The organism is Anaerotignum propionicum, assembly GCF_024461735.1.
Classification (GTDB): Bacteria; Bacillota; Clostridia; order Lachnospirales; family Anaerotignaceae; genus Chakrabartyella.
This window is the reverse complement of record NZ_JANGAD010000007.1, coordinates 1-17,271: the sequence shown is the minus strand read 5'-3', so window position 1 is coordinate 17,271 and position 17,271 is coordinate 1. Positions and strand designations below refer to the sequence as shown.

Annotated in this window: 11 protein-coding genes; 5 read left to right on the top strand and 6 right to left on the bottom strand. The window is 35.6% G+C overall.

The window, feature by feature from the left end:
- Window positions 1-88: 88 nt before the first annotated feature.
- Entirely contained in the window at window positions 89-541 is a 453-nt protein-coding gene (locus NE558_RS09965) for a MarR family winged helix-turn-helix transcriptional regulator (RefSeq protein WP_256149903.1), read from the top strand.
- Window positions 542-662: 121 nt separating this feature from the next.
- Complete coding sequence (locus NE558_RS09960; protein WP_256149902.1) at window positions 663-2,054, top strand: MATE family efflux transporter; 1,392 nt, start codon at window positions 663-665, stop codon at window positions 2,052-2,054.
- A gap of 737 nt (window positions 2,055-2,791) precedes the next feature.
- Here the strand turns inward: NE558_RS09960 and NE558_RS09955 are convergent.
- Entirely contained in the window at window positions 2,792-4,651 is a 1,860-nt protein-coding gene (locus NE558_RS09955; protein ID WP_256149901.1) for an S-layer homology domain-containing protein, read from the bottom strand.
- 207 nt (window positions 4,652-4,858) lie between these two features.
- Between NE558_RS09955 and NE558_RS09950 the strand changes: the two genes are divergently transcribed.
- Both NE558_RS09950 and NE558_RS09945 read left to right on the top strand, forming a co-directional pair.
- Window positions 4,859-5,530, top strand: a complete 672-nt coding sequence (locus tag NE558_RS09950; protein WP_256149900.1) for a response regulator transcription factor — start codon at window positions 4,859-4,861, stop codon at window positions 5,528-5,530.
- Between the two features lies 1 nt (window position 5,531).
- Window positions 5,532-6,899: a sensor histidine kinase gene (locus NE558_RS09945; RefSeq protein ID WP_256149899.1), complete on the top strand. Its 1,368-nt coding sequence runs from the start codon at window positions 5,532-5,534 to the stop codon at window positions 6,897-6,899.
- Window positions 6,900-7,170: 271 nt separating this feature from the next.
- On the opposite strand, the gene rd is transcribed toward NE558_RS09945, so the two are convergent.
- The 5 genes from rd to NE558_RS09920 form a co-directional block, all read right to left on the bottom strand.
- Window positions 7,171-7,332, bottom strand: coding sequence for a rubredoxin (gene rd / locus NE558_RS09940; RefSeq protein WP_066052173.1), 162 nt, complete (start codon window positions 7,330-7,332; stop codon window positions 7,171-7,173).
- Between the two features lie 118 nt (window positions 7,333-7,450).
- The gene (locus NE558_RS09935; RefSeq protein ID WP_256149898.1) at window positions 7,451-8,269 is read right to left on the bottom strand and encodes a nitroreductase family protein; all 819 of its coding nucleotides are present in this window, start codon (window positions 8,267-8,269) and stop codon (window positions 7,451-7,453) included.
- Window positions 8,270-8,445: 176 nt separating this feature from the next.
- Window positions 8,446-9,645 carry an FprA family A-type flavoprotein gene (locus tag NE558_RS09930; RefSeq protein WP_256149897.1) on the bottom strand — a complete coding sequence of 400 codons (1,200 nt, stop codon included), beginning with the start codon at window positions 9,643-9,645 and terminating at the stop codon, window positions 8,446-8,448.
- 320 nt (window positions 9,646-9,965) lie between these two features.
- Entirely contained in the window at window positions 9,966-13,862 is a 3,897-nt protein-coding gene (locus tag NE558_RS09925; RefSeq protein ID WP_256149896.1) for a hemoblobin-interacting domain-containing protein, read from the bottom strand.
- Between the two features lie 18 nt (window positions 13,863-13,880).
- Window positions 13,881-15,557, bottom strand: a complete 1,677-nt coding sequence (locus NE558_RS09920; protein ID WP_256149894.1) for an S-layer homology domain-containing protein — start codon at window positions 15,555-15,557, stop codon at window positions 13,881-13,883.
- Between the two features lie 518 nt (window positions 15,558-16,075).
- On the opposite strand from NE558_RS09920, the gene NE558_RS09915 reads away from it, so the two are divergent.
- Window positions 16,076-16,978 (top strand): hypothetical protein, encoded by a 903-nt coding sequence (locus NE558_RS09915; protein WP_256149892.1) that lies wholly within the window; start codon window positions 16,076-16,078, stop codon window positions 16,976-16,978.
- Window positions 16,979-17,271 lie beyond the last annotated feature (293 nt).

Genomic DNA, 17,271 nt, shown 5'->3' with positions numbered 1-17,271 from the left:
GAAAATCATGATCTGAGCATTGACAAATTAGAATTTTGCTAATAAAATATTAGATAGAATTCAACCTATCTAGAAAGGATCACTTGCCATGAAACGTAGCGATACACCTTCTCATGATTTTTATATTAAAAATATAGCCCATGTATTACGGTATAAAAACGACCAAAGATTAGCTGCATACGATATTACCGAACCACAGGCCCGTCTTTTAGGACACATTCATGGCGCACAAAATTCAGGACAAGAAATTAGTCGAAGATATTTAAGTAAAGCCATGCAAATATCAGGCCCATCCGTAACAAGCTTACTCAACAGCCTTGAAAAAAACGGATTTATTCTTCGTCGTTCCGGAAATAAGGATGGAAGGACAATACTTATAGAACTTAGTGAAAAAGCGACATTACTCCTTAATGAGATGTCTGATATTCTTACCTCGATAACAGAGGAATTATTAGTGGGCTTTTCAGAAAAGGAAAAAATGGACTATCTAATGTTTCTAAAACGGACATATAATAATTTAGCCATAGAATCACATATATAAGAGCAATTTTTTTGACAATAGGTATATTTATACCTATTTTAAATTATTACTATTTCTAAAATAAATTAGCAAGCTACCCCCAAATAGGTAGAATTCAACTTATATTAACAGGAGAATATTTATGACAAAAAACAACACAAAAAAAGATACACTCTATTATCTCGAAAAATCCCCTGTACCAAAAGCAATTGCTCACATGGCAATCCCTATGATTTTAGGTATGATTGTCAATATGATTTATAACATTACAGATGCTTATTTTATTGGTAAACTAGATAATACATCAATGCTTGCATCAATAACACTTGCTTTACCTTTTACCACCATTCTTATGGCACTTGGGGAGCTATTTGGTACGGGAGGCAGCACATATATTTCAAGATTGTTAGGGGAAAAAGATATAAACAAAGTAAAAATAGCTTCTTCCGTAAATTTTTATCTCTCCCTGCTTTCGGGAATTGTGTTTATGCTGATCTGCCTTCCCGCCATATCACCTATCTTGAAACTACTGGGTGCCACAGGAGAAGCTCAACTCAGCACAAAGTCTTTTGTAATTGCTTATACCATCGGTAGCCCGTTTGTAATTGCCAATTTCACGCTAGCCCAAATGGTTAGAGGAGAAGGCGCTGCTACCGAATCTATGATCGGAATGATCCTCAGCGTTATTGTCAATATCCTTCTTGACCCTATATTCATATTTCCTCTCCACATGGATGTTATGGGAGCTGCGGTTGCGACTGTTATTGGGAATGTTTGTGCCGTCGTTTATTACATTTATCATTTTATAAGAAAAAGTCAAGTTCAGAGTGTCAGTATCAAAGATTTTAAGCCGAATAGAGAAATTCTCTTCAACATCTTTAAGATCGGCATCTCCGCTTTCCTACTGTCTGGATTTTTAATTGTTTCAAGCCTAATGTTTAACAATTATGCCGCTATATATGGCGACTATGTTGTTGCTGCTTTTGGTGTAGCAAATCGTATATGCCAGATATCAGATTTTATTGGTATGGGACTATACATGGGTGTCGTCCCCCTAATTGCATATTCTTACGCTTCCAACAATACCCAGCGTTTGAATACAGTTTTAAAAACAACCGCATTTTATCTGGTAAGTATTATTCTTGCAATTGCAGTTGTATTGTTTATATTCCGCACACAGATTCTTCAATTGTTTAGCTCAGATGAAGTTGTTATAAAAGTTGGTATTGTAATTCTCTCAGCACTACTACTTTCCACATTATTTGCAGGTATCTCAGGACTTTTAACCAGTATGTTTCAAGCATTTGGGAAAGGTTTTCAATCTAATATTATGTCAGTTTCAAGGGGCGTTGCTCTAATTCCAATCATCATACTGGGGAACTTTTTGTTTCAGTTAAATGGAGTAATATGGTCAATGACTATTTCAGAAATCTTTGCTTGTCTCATTGGTACATTTTTATGGCTCAGCTCAAAAAATGCCATTATGGAGAAATCTCCAGAAGAAAGATTGACATTTGACCCCGATAATATGTAGGGATGATACTATTTAAGATGTTGTGATAGATTGCTTCAGCGTTCTGTGTTGCTGAAAGTATTCATTTTACAGAGTTCTCACTCATTGTTGTTATTTAATATAATTATCCAATTAAAAAGAAAGGGCATCTGTAATAAATAAAAATGCTCCTTCTGGCTTTTACCTTTATATTGATAATCTATAATATGCAGTACCATTTACTGTTCCTTTTTAGATAAGTGTATAAAATTATTACTAAATAAATTTTGTAAAATATAAATTTATAATATTTTGTAAATTTATAAATATGAACAAATTTTACAAATTTAGTATAATTCAGATGTGCAAATAAATATTAAATAGTGTATTTTATGAAAAAAAGTTTATTGAAAAGTCTTGCATTACTTATGATGTTCTCATATGATAAAAGTAATAATTTTATATTATATCATATTAATACATCAAAACATTAAATAAATAATTTTTTCTGGTTGTCTCGAGGGTTTTCTCTCTTTTACCTTATACACTACAATACATAAGAAGCACGCCAGAAAACTATAAAATGAGACAAGGTTCTAAATAATGTCACCATTTTGCAACTACCTATTTATGGAATTCTTCTAACTGAATTAGTGATTTAGATTAAAAACTGTTTATGATTTATACAACCTTTTATTTTTACAGCAACACGCCTCCTAAACATAACAAAAGGGTACAATTTATACTTAAATTGCACCCTTTTTATTTATTGTTTTTTATCAATCCTCAGTTGTGGCTTCAATTTCTATGACGTAATCATCGCTGTCTAAGGTAAGTTCAACATAAATGGTGTCTCCGTCATCTACAGCGTCTATTAATTCATCAATATCTGAATCATAACCATCTAGAGTTACATCCACATCATCCGAATCCTCAAAATAATAAGTTGTTCCATTTGTAAGCTTGATTTTACTTGTTGTTAAATTTGAAATTGTTCCCTTGTCGTCTTCAGTTGTTGCCTCTATTTCTATTACATAATCATCGCTGTCAATGGTAAGTTCAACATAGATCGTGTCTCCATCATCCACAACATCTATTAATTCATCAACATCTGAATCATCTCCATCCAGAGTAACATCCACATCGTCAGCATCCTCAAAATAATAAGTTGTTCCATCTGTAAGCTTAATTTTGCTTGTTGTTATCTTTGAAATCGTTCCCTCATCTTCCTCTACATCTTTTGTGGTTGCTTCAATGTCTGTTACATAATCATCACTGTCTAAGGTTAGCTCAACATAGATGGTATCACCGTCATCTACAGCGTCTATTAATTCATCTACATCTGCATCATAACCATCTAGAGTAACATCCACATCATCCGAATCCTCAAAATAGTAGTATGATCCATTGGTAAGCTTAATTTTGCTTGTTGTTATCGATGAGATTGTACCTTCATCATCATCTTCTTCTGTGGTTGCTTTTATTTTTGTAACATAACTATCACTGTCTATTGTTAGCTTAGCATAAATATCATCATCATCCTTTGCATCAATCAAATCATCTAAATCAATGTCGTCACCATCTAATGTGATTGAGATGTCATCCTCGTCAATATAATAATAAGTACTGCTGCCGGATAGCTTAATCTTTGTAGAAGAAAGAGAGTTGATTGTACCTGACAGAGTTGTAGCTGACGTGGATGTTGTAGCAGTTGATGGTACTTCCTCTATCACTACCTTTGTAATCAAATCCCCATTATACGTCATTGTTAAAAGCTGACCCGAGGCAATATTTTTGATTAATGCTGTTGTTCCGTCTTTGTATGTTATCGGTACAGTATTGTCTATTGTATAGCTGGTTTTTGGCATACCGCTTGAAAAGGAAAGGAAAATACTAGTTCCGTATGTAATTGCAGCTGACACGTATGCCGAAGCAGTTCCTGCAGTAGACATTGGGTTAGCAGATTTGCCCTTCAGCGCATCATAACTATTTGTTGTTAAAACAGCCATTTCTGCACGATTAATCGTTTTCTTAGGGTTAAAATTTCCGTTATCATCACCTGAAAGTATGCTTTTGTTGTAAAGAAGTGCAATATATCCTGCTGATGCGGATGAAATGTCTGCATTATCGTTAAATGAGGTTGATGTACTGCTAGCTGAAAGGGAACTATCTACCAAACACAAAGCTTTCCCAATCATTGTTGCAACCTCTTCTCTGGAGGCACCATTGCTTTTTCCGTTAGAACCCATGAAACTAGAAATACTGTTGATAGAAATAATAGAATTCTCCAGGCAATAAGCAACCGAGGTATACGCCCATGTTGGAATATTATAGCTCGCCATCACAGAGGTCCACTTTGTAACCACATCACCAGAAACCGATATACCTTGCGCAGTTTTAAGTAGATTATAGACAATCTGTGACGTTTCACAAAGAGTTACAGAATCTCTTGCTCTAAAAATTGCCTTGCCATTACTTTCCTCACCCACCATAAGTCCAAGGCTTGCCGCATTGTTAATATATGTTGCCGCACCTGCCCATGGCACATCATTAATATCTGCAAAGCTTGCACCAAAACTAGTTACTGTTGACGAAATCGCAAGTACTCCAGCTAATATTATACTTAAATTTCTCTTCATTTTACCTACTCCTTAATTAATATATTTACATTCTTTATTATTTTGTTGTTGTTAAAGGGATAATAATGGACTAATGTTAAGGAGGGGTTAAAGGGGAAATTTTTTATATTTACAAAAACAGCATGGTATGTCATAGTTAAAGTTGATTAACCTTTTTTACTTTGGTTTAACTATAATTGATTATGATTGTGCAGGAGGTGCTTGCGCATGCGTATTTTGATAGCAGAAGACGAAAGAGATCTAAACGAGATTTTAGTAAAACGACTTAAAAATGAAAATTATGGTGTAGATAGCTGTTTTAATGGTGAAGATGCTTGGGATTTCATTAGCCTAACCGATTATGATGCAGTTGTTCTTGATATCATGATGCCAAAACTCAATGGCATTGATGTACTTAAGAGAATTCGAAGTAACAAAATTAAAACTCCTGTGCTTTTGTTAACGGCAAAAGACAGCATTGAGGACAGGGTTAATGGATTAAACTGTGGTGCTGACGATTATCTTATAAAACCATTTGCATTTGATGAACTTCTAGCAAGAATAAAAGTAATGATAAGACGAAAAACAGAAAGTGTATCTAACGTGTTTACCTTGGCAGACCTTACAGTGGACTGTGATACACATAAGGTTCAGCGTGGAAATGTAAATATCAATCTTTCCAGCAAAGAATTTGCTATTTTGGAATATATGATACGAAACCAAGGTATTGTTCTTTCAAAAGAAAAAATTGAACAGCACATCTGGAATTATGATTATGACGGTAGCAGCAATGTGATAAAGGTTTACATACGGTATCTTCGTAAAAAAATAGATGAGGACTTCGATGTCGCACTAATCCATACCATAAGAAATTTGGGATATGTTTTAAGGGTGGAATGATATGAAAAAACTATCAATAAAACTAAGAGTAACACTTTGGTACACTGTATTTGTTGCTGTATTATCCGCAATTTTTATAACTGTACTAATCATAAGTTCTAACAAAATGACCGATTCTATTTTGCGTATGCGCCTTACAAATGCAGTAGAATTAGCATCTAAATCTGTGAACTATGATGCGAAGGGAATCAAAATTAGCCCCGATTTTGGCAAGCGTAAAGGCGTTAATGTGGTTATCTATGACACAGACAACAATGTTTGCTTCAGTAAAAAGAACTCACTTCTAATAGATGCAACTTCTGTAGAATTTAAAGACAAGAGACTGCAAAAAATTGAAAACAACGATACAGAATATTATGTTTATGATTACCTTATAACCTTTAAACGACATGATAACCTTTGGGCACGAGGAATTATCCCCGTAAGCTCCCAACATATTGCAAGTGCATCCATGATAAAGCTTACGCTAATTATTTTTCCGTTTATCGCCCTTTTTTCAGCCTTAGGGGGTTATTTCATTACAAAGCGGGCCTTTGCCCCTGTTTCAAAAATCACATCGGCCGCCAATGAAATATCAGGGGGTATGGATTTATCAAAGCGTATTGCAATAGACAGTAACAGTTCTACGAATGATGAAATATCTGTTCTTGCAGAGACGTTTGATAAGATGTTTGAGCGTCTACAAAAATCTTTTGATAACGAACGACAATTTACCGCAGATGCTTCACATGAGTTAAGAACACCAACAGCAGTAATCATTTCCCAGTGCGAATACCTCTTATCACAGGAGGATAATGAGGAAAAGAGAACTTCCCTTGAAGTAATCTTGCGCCAGTCGAAAAAAATGTCTAAACTTATAAGCGAATTGCTTATGTTGGCTAGAACTGACAATAATAAGCAAGCAATTCATTTTGAAAAAATCAATTTAAGTGAAACGGTACAACTTGTTATTGAAGAAATGTCTATAGTGGCTAACAGAAAAAATATCAAAATGAATGAAGATATTCAAAATGATATTTTTATTCGTGCAGATCAAACCCTAATTATGAGGATGCTTATAAACCTTCTATCAAATGCTGTGCAATATGGTAAACAAGATGGTCTGGTGGAAATTTCTCTGCAACGGGTTAATGGAAAAGTGCAAGGCAAAATTTCCGATAACGGTATTGGCATTGCTCCCGAGTATTTGGATAAAATTTGGGACCGATTTTTTCAGGTTGATCCATCCCGAAGTAATACGAATGGAAGCTCAGGCCTAGGTCTTTCTATGGTTAAATGGATTATTGAAAAACATAATGGAACGATTATTGCCGAAAGCAGTGTAGATAAGGGCACAATTTTTACTTTTTTTCTGCCTGAAGCCACTTAAAAATGCAACTTTAAAATCACTATAAATTATCCACATAAAGCAAATATATATGAATCAGCGACTCAGAAAAGAGTCGCTTTTTGAATTTTCTTATAGTTTCGTGGAAATTTTCAGGTACTTTATCTCCGAGAAAAAAACCTCGATTTAACCTTATATAAGATAATATCGAGGTTTTCTTCTTTCATAGATTGGATTTAATCATTTTCTTTTATAAAAAATAGCCCAAGGCTTTTTAACGCCTAGGGCTATAATCAATTTTCTATAATGTAAATTACTCTTTTACTTCAAATTCCGATTTCCCAACACCACATAAGGGACACTCCCAATTTTCAGGCAAGCTTTCAAAGGGTGTGCCTGGGGCAATGCCGTGATCTGGATCTCCAATTGCAGGATCATAAATATAACCACAAACTGTACATTCATACTTTTTCATATGATATCATCTCCTTCTCAAACATTAAACTTACCAATCCCTTTTGGGTATTGGTTTTATTAAATTTAAACTTTCTTTGAGATATTTCCCATTGAATGGTTCCATTATTCAAAGAAAATTATAAATTACAATAACCAACCACTTTAAAATCATCTGGAATTGCAGCAAAATTAGCAGGTTCTCCCAAATGCCAGCTTAAGCGAAATAGCGTGCTGTCAATAATTGCTTGGAAATATAACATAATAGCGCCTGCTGCAATTTTTTCTTCGTAAGAATAAAACTCTTCTCCTTTTTTCACTGCCAAAATAACATTTTCTCCATGAATTAAAAATCTCCATGGCTGTTTATTCCAAGCAGATGGGGCCAATCTCGCAAATGCAAAAGCATCCAAAATACCTCTTTCTTCCAAAGCGGTATTGTCAGCACCTTTCCCCCATTCATTCAAATAAACAATTTCGTCCAGACCAAGTCTAAAAGCAGAATTAAGCGTAGTTTTAACGCCTTTTGCTTTATTATCTTCAAAACCTAATGCGATAATTCCAACAACTTCTTTTTCTGAAACAAGATTCAACTTTTCTCTTACTGCTTTAGCATCAGTAAATGTAACCCAGCACGAGTCTACCCCAATTTCTGTAGCTTTGAAAATCAGTTCTTGTCCAATATATCCGGCATTTTCAATGTAACCATCTGTTACGGCAGATAATAATACCATATACGACGGCGCCTCAACCATATGCCCTTTGTATCCTGCAATTCCATCTAAGGTAAGATATACCTCACTGTTTGACATAATTCTAACTTCGAAATCTATAGAAGAAACCAGCCTTTTACAATCGTTTGCATAATCCTTAATCATTTTTAAATCGGCATTTTTTACAACATCCTGTTTAAAGTCTCTTACAGACTTTGTGTTTAGAATAAGCGTTTGATAATTCAAATTCAGCCCTCCTCATCTTCTATTTTAGAATATATTGCAAAATTCTGCTTTAAATATACCATATATAGCATTTTATTACAAGAAAAACCTAGGATAGCAAAACATAAAATTTCAGATTTAATTGTTTCACTTAACAATATCTGATAAAAATTTATTACCAAATCTAAAAACCTTTTTTATTTTAAAGTCATCGCTATTGCATCAACTATAGCATCAAGTTCAGCTAATTGCTGTTTTTTCAAGGTTGACTTAATACTTACTTGGTTCTCTAAAATATTCATATTTTTACATTTTTCTAGCTCTGCTCGAATTAGCTTGCCACTATTGGGTGCCCATGACCCATTCTCAATGATCGCTACCGTCCGGTTCTGCAGATTATGTGCAACAATGTCAAATATTAGTGCTTCCATACTTACAAAAATCCCATTATTATAGGTAGTCGAAGCAAATACTAAATGGCTGTAACGAAATGCTGCTGTTATAATGTCCGATGCGTGGGTGACGGATACGTCAAACATGATTGCCTTAATCCCTATATCCCACAAACGTGAAGCAAGTATTTCCGCAGCATTTTCTGTATTTCCATAGATAGAGGCATATGCAATGACTACCCCCTCCTCTTCTGGGGTATAGCTACTCCATCTGTCATACTTCTCAATGTATATATCAATATCTTTTCTCCAAACAAACCCATGTAACGGGCATAACAAGCGAATTTCTAAAGGAACTATTTTCTTTAAAACTGCTTGAACCTGCGCACCGTATTTCCCAATGATGTTTGCATAATATCGCCTAGCTTCCCCCATATAATTCTGCTGAAAATCAACCTCATCGGCAAAAATAGCACCATTCAGCGCCCCAAAGCAACCAAAGGCGTCTGCAGAAAATAAAATTCCGTCGGTAGATTCATACGTCATCATAACTTCTGGCCAATGCACCATAGGAGCCATATAAAATTTTAGTTGATGCTTGCCTACGGATATCTCATCCCCTTCTTTCACAATAATGGCGCGGGAATCAATATCAAAGTCAAAAAATTGCTTAATCATTGTCAAAATCTTGGCATTACAGATAATTTTCAGATTTGGATATCGTAGTACAACCTCTTCCAATGTAAAAGAATGGTCAGGCTCCATGTGATGAACCACTAAATAATCCAAAGTTCTTTCTCCCAACACTTCAGTTAGGTTTTCGAAAAAAACTCTGCTCACTGCCTTGTCTACAGTATCAAAAAGAACCGTTTTCTCATCCATCATCAGATAGGAATTGTAAGAAACTCCATCCGGCACAGAATATACACCTTCAAACATTGCCAAACGTCGGTCATTTCCTCCTACCCAAGTTAAATTGTCTGTGATTTTCTTCAAGCAATGCATATGTCACTCCCCTTTCCATTTTAATTAACATATTATATATTTAATTATTTGTATTAATCATAAACCAAAATGATGGTTTTGTTAATATACTTTCCAATACTTGTCGTATTTAAGCAAAATTTAACTCTTCAATGTAATTTATATATCTACAATAGAATACACTTCATAGGAACATGGTATAAAAACACTATATTCAATGGGAATTGTATAAAAAGAACCCTCGAAATAACTTTTGATATCTTATTTCAAGGGTTTTCTGTTTTGCAACTGTTTATTTCATTTACGGGGCATTATGGACTCACTAAAGCCCTTCCCATGCATTATGTATGCTGAACATCTTGGGCAAGTTCTTCTAATGCAGTATTCACCGTATCTTCTGTATTCTCTGATGACTTGTCTACATCTTTTTCCAACGCTTGTTGGGGTTCATTTTTAGTTACTTCTTTTGTATTCTCTTCTTTTGTAGTTTCTTCTTTTGCAGTTTCTTCTTTTGTAGTTTCTTCTTTTGCAGTTTCTTCTTTTGCAGTTTCTTCTTTTGTAGCTTCTTCTTCTTTTGTAGCTTCTTCTTCTTTTGTAGCTTGAATTTCATCATTTTCCAATGACTTATTATTTTCTTCAGCTTGTTTCTCATCTAAAAGAAAGCTTTTCCCCTCAAGCTCTTCTATATTCTCTTCTGCTCCCAATGCAACATCAACCACTAAGTCAATATCTTGCGTATATGCTGAATAGCTTGTTATCTTGATAGAAATCCGTTGCCCAGTCAGTGGAGCAAATACCTCTGGCTTAATCACAAGTGTATAGTTATTACTATAGCTGGGTGTTGTTATCTTTGCCCATTCTATCTCATTTCCATCAACAAACACCTTTTTAATTGAGTAATAGCTACTGCTCCCTATCTCTTTCAGGTTTATCTCTAAGCCTTGCTCCGTCCACTTGGTTTCGCGGGAATACTCGTCAGCCAATTTATCATATATAGTAACATTGGTAAACAATATGCTGCGATACCCATCTGCGGTGATTTGAACACTCTTTCCTGTGCCATATAAATATTTCAATTCATTTGCTCCAATGATAATCTTTCCATTTTCCTTCTTTAATTTGTCGGAAGTAAAACTTGTAGATCCTATGGTAATGGAACGAATTGCATCTAACCAAGCATGGTCGTTAGAACCAATCACAAAATCTGCTTTTGTCGAGATTACTTCTGGCAAGACTATGCTTTCTGATGGTATTGATAAATTTTCTATCTGAATAACCTGATCAGGATAATTTGTTGCAATAATCTTTGCCTCTGTAGTTCCCTCAGAAAGCCCGCCCTTAACTGTGGCTATATTACTTGAAATCGTAAAATCATCATTTTTTTTGTATGCTCTATCTCCAATTTTGATTTCAGTAATGGCATTCGCATAGCTACTGCTTCCTAAAGAAATCTTGGTCTCCTGCTCATTTCCATTTAACAATAACTCATAGGTAGTACCACTTGGAAGGGCATTTAAAACAGGCACCTCTAAAAACGCCTTACGATATCCTGTTGCAGCAATCTTCAAGATATATTTTTCTGCGGTATACATGGTTCCAAGATTAATGGTTAATTCCCCTTGGGTATCTGCACCGTCTAAAGCAGCACTTATACCACCTCCATTGTTTCTAACAAATTCTACCCCAGTGATTGCTTTTCTCCAAGCTTCATTATCTGCAAAGGTTACCGATAATTTTTTCGTTGATGTGTCTACCACACCTTTAAGCTTCAGTTCTGGAGTCTCCTGCACATTTGTCTGTACCTCTATGGTTTTATCCATATACCCAGTGGAAGTTAGAAGCACTTGATGCGCTCTTTTTTCTGTGAAATTGTCTTTTGAGATTGTAAATGCATTTGTTGCCTTTGTGATAGCAGAACCTATCACTTCCTGCCCATCAACTTTAACGGCAATATTTTTTACATAGGTGCTGCTATTGCCACCTACGGTAATGGTTACGCTTCCATCTGGATTTAGTTCATACATTGTTTCACCGGGGACAGCATCCCCAATTTCTATAGGGAATGTGGCTGTTGTGTATCCTGTGGCATCAATGCTCACCACATATGTCCCTGCCCGTAATCCACTGCTGACTAAAGAAATGGATAACTTTTCATTTTCCATTTTCACTATTTTATTTAAGGAAATATTCGTTCCGCTTCCTGAGGTTTCAGAAGGTTTTCTCATAGTTACTTTGGTTATTTTATCTTTCCAATCCTGTTCCCCTTCATATGAATGAAGAACGGCATCAATGGTGCCATTCACAATCACTTTGGCAACCTCAGCCTGTATTTGAGGGGATTCTTTTCTCTTACTATGCTCTTTTGGTATAGAAATGGTAGATGAAAAATCCATGTAGCCATTGGATATAACCTTAACTATCGCCTGTGTATCCGCCTCAAAATATTCCGATGGAATTGTCAATGTGGAAGGAGCACCATAGCTTGTTTTCATTTCAAATAGACTAGGGGCATACTCCACTCCATTAATCACGACTGCCTTCAAATTTTCAACTGCAATATAGCTGTAATCAGAAGATATGATTACATAGCCATCTTCTGCACGATAAGTCATTGCACTGCTTTCGGGTAGCGCATTTCCTCTTTTCAGTGAAAGCTTAAATTCAGGATAACCGGAAGAACGTATTAATAAAGAATGTTCTCCCCCTTTATTCCAATACTGCATGCTGGATGCATTTAAAGTAATTGTTTGGTTGGCTTCATCCAGCACTGCATCTGTTATATTGTTTACTTCGTTATTTGGCCCAGAATATAAAATATCTCCAATTTTTCCATACCATTCTTTTAAGTCACTTAGAATACTTCCCTTTAGTACAATTGGGGAGCCCTTTATGGAGAAATTCTGGGTAGCTGGTTCCCCGTTTTTGTCTAATAGGGTTAATGTGGGAAGTTCTTTCATTCCTTCTGTACTTACCGTGAAGAAATATTCTAAGTCATTATATCTCTGCTTTGCCAAACGGAGTTCATGTAACCCAGGTGTAAGATTACTGGTATAAACCCAAAGGGTTTTCCCACCATCTCCATATTTATAATAAGACAAATGACTGGAATTGCTAGCACTCTCAGCAGGCAAAAGTTTGCCATCAATATAAATTCTGTCGAATTTATTAAAGTAATCCCCACCAGATACATTAATACGAATGATATCACCCTGCATAATGGTACTATTCTCCAAAGGTTCATCCTGTTTGGTTTCATTCACAGCTTTAAATTCTAATAACCATGGATAATCCGATAAAGATTCCGATAAGGTGTATGTATATTCGGCATCCTGATAGCCATTTGCCATAAAGGTTAGCTTGTTCTTACCCAATCTAAATTTTTGATTTAAACGAATTAGTATTTTACTTTTATCCGCCTTTTTGGAGCCGTTTAAAAAGGTAGTATCTCCTGCTGCATCATTATATCCAAATGCCGTATCCATATCTCCGTAAATCAATCCGCTCTCGTTAACTTTAATGGCATAAACAGCATTTGCCCAGTCAGCATCATTTTCAAAATCCAGTTTTATAAACTTCCCTTTTACAGCAGCGTTGTTGCTATACTCCTCATCCATGGTAAGCAGTGGTGGATTTTTTCCAGAAGTATCATCTACTAAAGCACGCTTTCCGAAATTACCATTATTCAATAAATATTTGGCTCTATGTGGTGCTGTTGTTGTGCTTTGCCGGGATTGTTCCTTTGCAAACTTCTCCCATGTAAAATCTTGTCCACTGGGATTGGCATTAGCAATATCATCATATGAAAAAACAAAATTTTTACCTTTAGCATCCGTATATCGAACCACTTTTCTTGTAAGTTCATTTGTTTCATAAGAATTGAAACCTTGTCCTAAAAGAGGAATGCGATAGCCCTCTTCCCAGGTGGAGATGATACGATTCACCATATCATTACTAATACCGTTATATTTTAAAATTTTCGCATCGGCAATCAACCCCAAATCCACAGCTGTATCTATCTCTACAGGCTTATTATCATAAATACTATACGTTGCCTGTGTTACAGCATCTATGGTTGCTGTGCTGATTGCATCTGGTTTTTCCTTTGCATTTTCTGTAAGATACACATCCCATAAATTCATTTTTGTTGTGCCAAAAACTTCTAACGTGGCAGCGAAAGCATCTACATTCGAGGTAATACAAAATGATGTGGCAAGTAATATTGCTATATATTTTTTCACGTTATAACTCCTTTCTTTTTATTGCAAATTGGTTAAAATAACTTCTGCATGTTGGGAAGCTTTCACCAGTTTCAAAGTTTGTGTATCAGAATTGTTTTGTAATAACATTTTGATAACCATAATTGTATTATCTTTTGATTTCATAACTACGCTGATTTCCTCGGCATCTATTTTTTGTCCATTCACATAATACGTATATTCAGATGGATTTTCACCTTTCATTTTTTCTAGTTGTAAAGCAACCACTGCATAATTGGCAAAGTCAACCTTCATAATTCCCGTTTTAGAAGCATCGATCCATTGCTCTGTTGTAGGATTTGTCCCTGGATCTGTTCCCGGATTTGTCCCTGGATCTGTTCCCGGATTTGTTCCAGGATCTGGCTTGGTGGATCCCCCTCCACTACCACCGCTGCCACTTTTATTCTTATTTGTTGTGTCCTTAGCTATTGGTTTTTGACCCATATCCACAACAACTGTTTTACCTTCTGTGACAGTAACATTGCCGGCTATAATATTCTCGCCCTTTTCTGCTGTTACTTTCGTACCATGGGTCATAACAGAGATACCAGATGCCTTTGCCAATACAGCCTCAATCCTTCCATCCCCAGAAAACTCTGCATTTTTTGCATACACTGTTGCGGACTTAATTTCCCCGCCTTCCTTTACAATAATCTTAGAACTATTCGCAGGCGAAAGAAGGTCTAGATTTTGAATTTCTCCAGCTAATAGCGTTACCTCTGCTTTATTAGCTATAGTAACATTCTCTATGGTTCCATCTAAATACACTTCATTCTTGATAATTATTTTTTTAAGAAGGGTTTTATCATCAGCCGAAAGATGAATAGGATAATTCACATTATTGATGATTACATCCCCTTTGATTTGAGATGCAATTACTTTAACTGTGTTTTTACCACCACCTCGTATAACTAGACGGCCATTAACCGTGACATTCTCTAATGCTATATCACCACTGCCAATACCATCACAGAGAATTAAGTCACCCTGCACAACAGCATTTTTCATCGTTACTCCTGGGCAATTGATTAGTACATTGCCTGCATAGTTTTGAGTATATTCTCCCGCCGATGTCACAACAGAATCAGCAATCACCGTCATAAGCTGTGCAAATTCCTCTCTGGTAATCTCTGCGCTGGGACGCAACTCATTTCCAGAACCTCGAACATATCCATGCTCAACCATAGCTGACATACTACCTTTTGCCCATGACGCAACACTTGCACCATCCGCATATTTTTCTAGAACACTGGTATCACCTTCGCCCATTTCTAGAACACGGCAAATCACAGAAAATGCCTCTTGGCGTGTAATTTTATTCTGGGGATACAGACTGTCTCCATCTCCCACCAGGGCTTTCATCTTTACTGCTTTTGCCATATCCTTTTCGTACCAACTTCCCTTTGGAACATCTGCATATTTGTCAATATCCGCAAGCATTTCAGTATTAAAAATACGGTTAACTATTGCAGATAGTTCTGCTCTGGTTAATGCTCTTTCAGGATATATTTTACCTTCATCCGCTGTAAGCCACCCTTCGCTAACAGCCTGCTCAACTGCACTTTTCGACCACCCTACAGGCATATCTTCAATTGTAGTTTCTGCTGCAAAAACCTGTACGCAAAATGCAAACAAAAACAATGTGGATATTGCTGAAACTCTTTTTACTTGCTTCATAACTTCCTCCTTTAAAATAGATCATTACACTCACATGGCAAGGGTAACAAAAACCTTTCCCCTTAATAGTTAGGCAAGGCTAACATTACTATATTATTTTAAAACTGTCAATCCAATTTTTTAACTTTCTCATTTACGTAGAATAAAATAAAAAAATTCTCATTTACAACTGCACAGAAAAAGATAGCACTAAAATAAATACAAGCAACATATCCATTATTTCATTTAGCAAATCTCAAATCTCTCTAATTATAGATTATTTTGAAAAAAAAAGTGTAACCAAAGCAATTCTAAATTGTTGTTCGTTCAATTTACAAAAAAACTAAACCAACACGGCTACCCATTTAGACTCTCCATAAGTTATAAAATTTTCAGTGCTTAAGCCTTAGATCTTTAACTGGCTAAAAATAAAAATTAATAATTGACAAATAGAGAAGAATTCCTTATTATGTTAGTTGCAACTAACTTTATTGTAAGTATATTATAAAATTTCTGCGAGAGAAAGAAGGTCAAATGAAATGAAAGTACTGAATTACATAAACAACCTGTTCTGGCTAGGTGTCCCGGATATCCTGAAAGGGTTGGCTTTATCCCTTTTATTTATCTACATATTTAAGAATGCCATAAAGAAACATAGTACCATTTTTTACATTTATCCTGGGCTTATGTTTTTTTGGTATTGCACCTATGGAATTTTAAATCTTATGAATGTAAATCTTTATGATCAGATTGGTGAGACCATCTGGTGGGAACTCCTTTGGCTTCCCCACTCCCTGGCACTGGATACTGTTATTGGGTTAGCATTTATCATGATTGTTATGTTTATCGGGGTATTGCCCAAATGGAAATTTGTGCGACAGCTCTTTATAATCCGTAAAGAAATGTCTATCATAGGGGGGCTTCTTCTGATTGGCCACGGTGTAATGAGGTTACCCACAATGAAATGGGCTTGGGAGAACTTAACCGATATGAATGTATTTTTGTTCTTTTCTTATGCCATTCTGGGTGTTATTTTACTGGTTCTTATTTTTATCCCCTGGATTACATCTTTTCATTTCGCACGAAAACGCATCTCTGCAAGGGACTGGAAAAAACTTCAAACCTACACAAGTGTACCTCTGATGGTTTTAATTTGTGTGTTTGGTATTGCCATCAATTTAGGGTGGGGTTTCTCTAACTTTTCAGGCTTCGGAACGGATTTATGGGAAGCAACCACAATTCCTGATGGTAGCGCAGTATCAAATTTAGCTCAGGGCTACGGAGTAGCCACAGCTTTTCTATCAGCAAAAATATATCTAGTGTTACTTGTTTCATATGTTTGGCTAAGAATTTTGAAGACGAAAAAACAATCCTTTCCCATACAAAAATCTTATGTACAAACACAAGAGAGTAACAATGAAGGCGTTTTGTCTGTAAAATAATTAAACAAAAATCAAACCTATCATTTTAATCGTAAAGATTTGCTCATACTTTCTCTTTTAGCAAAAGCCCTGATAATAACCACAATTTTGGGTTGTTTCTAGGGCTTTCTTTTCCTAATTGAGTATAACTATGGGAATTCCAAGTATCAGAGTAAGACATAATTAGATTCCAATTTATTCTCAATTATCACCACTCAAAAAAACCAACCTAATTACTTAGACTTTACTCTTACAATATAAAAAAGAACTGCCACAGCAGTTCTTTCAAAATTGAAATCTGGCAACCATCTACT

Coding starts and splice junctions, on each gene's coding strand:
- NE558_RS09915 (WP_256149892.1), top strand. CDS start 16,076: ATGAAAGTACTGAATTACATAAACAACCTGTTCTGGCTAGGTGTCCCG.
- NE558_RS09945 (WP_256149899.1), top strand. CDS start 5,532: ATGAAAAAACTATCAATAAAACTAAGAGTAACACTTTGGTACACTGTA.
- NE558_RS09965 (WP_256149903.1), top strand. CDS start 89: ATGAAACGTAGCGATACACCTTCTCATGATTTTTATATTAAAAATATA.
- NE558_RS09960 (WP_256149902.1), top strand. CDS start 663: ATGACAAAAAACAACACAAAAAAAGATACACTCTATTATCTCGAAAAA.
- NE558_RS09930 (WP_256149897.1), bottom strand. CDS start 9,645: ATGCATTGCTTGAAGAAAATCACAGACAATTTAACTTGGGTAGGAGGA.
- NE558_RS09920 (WP_256149894.1), bottom strand. CDS start 15,557: ATGAAGCAAGTAAAAAGAGTTTCAGCAATATCCACATTGTTTTTGTTT.
- NE558_RS09950 (WP_256149900.1), top strand. CDS start 4,859: ATGCGTATTTTGATAGCAGAAGACGAAAGAGATCTAAACGAGATTTTA.
- NE558_RS09955 (WP_256149901.1), bottom strand. CDS start 4,651: ATGAAGAGAAATTTAAGTATAATATTAGCTGGAGTACTTGCGATTTCG.
- rd (WP_066052173.1), bottom strand. CDS start 7,332: ATGAAAAAGTATGAATGTACAGTTTGTGGTTATATTTATGATCCTGCA.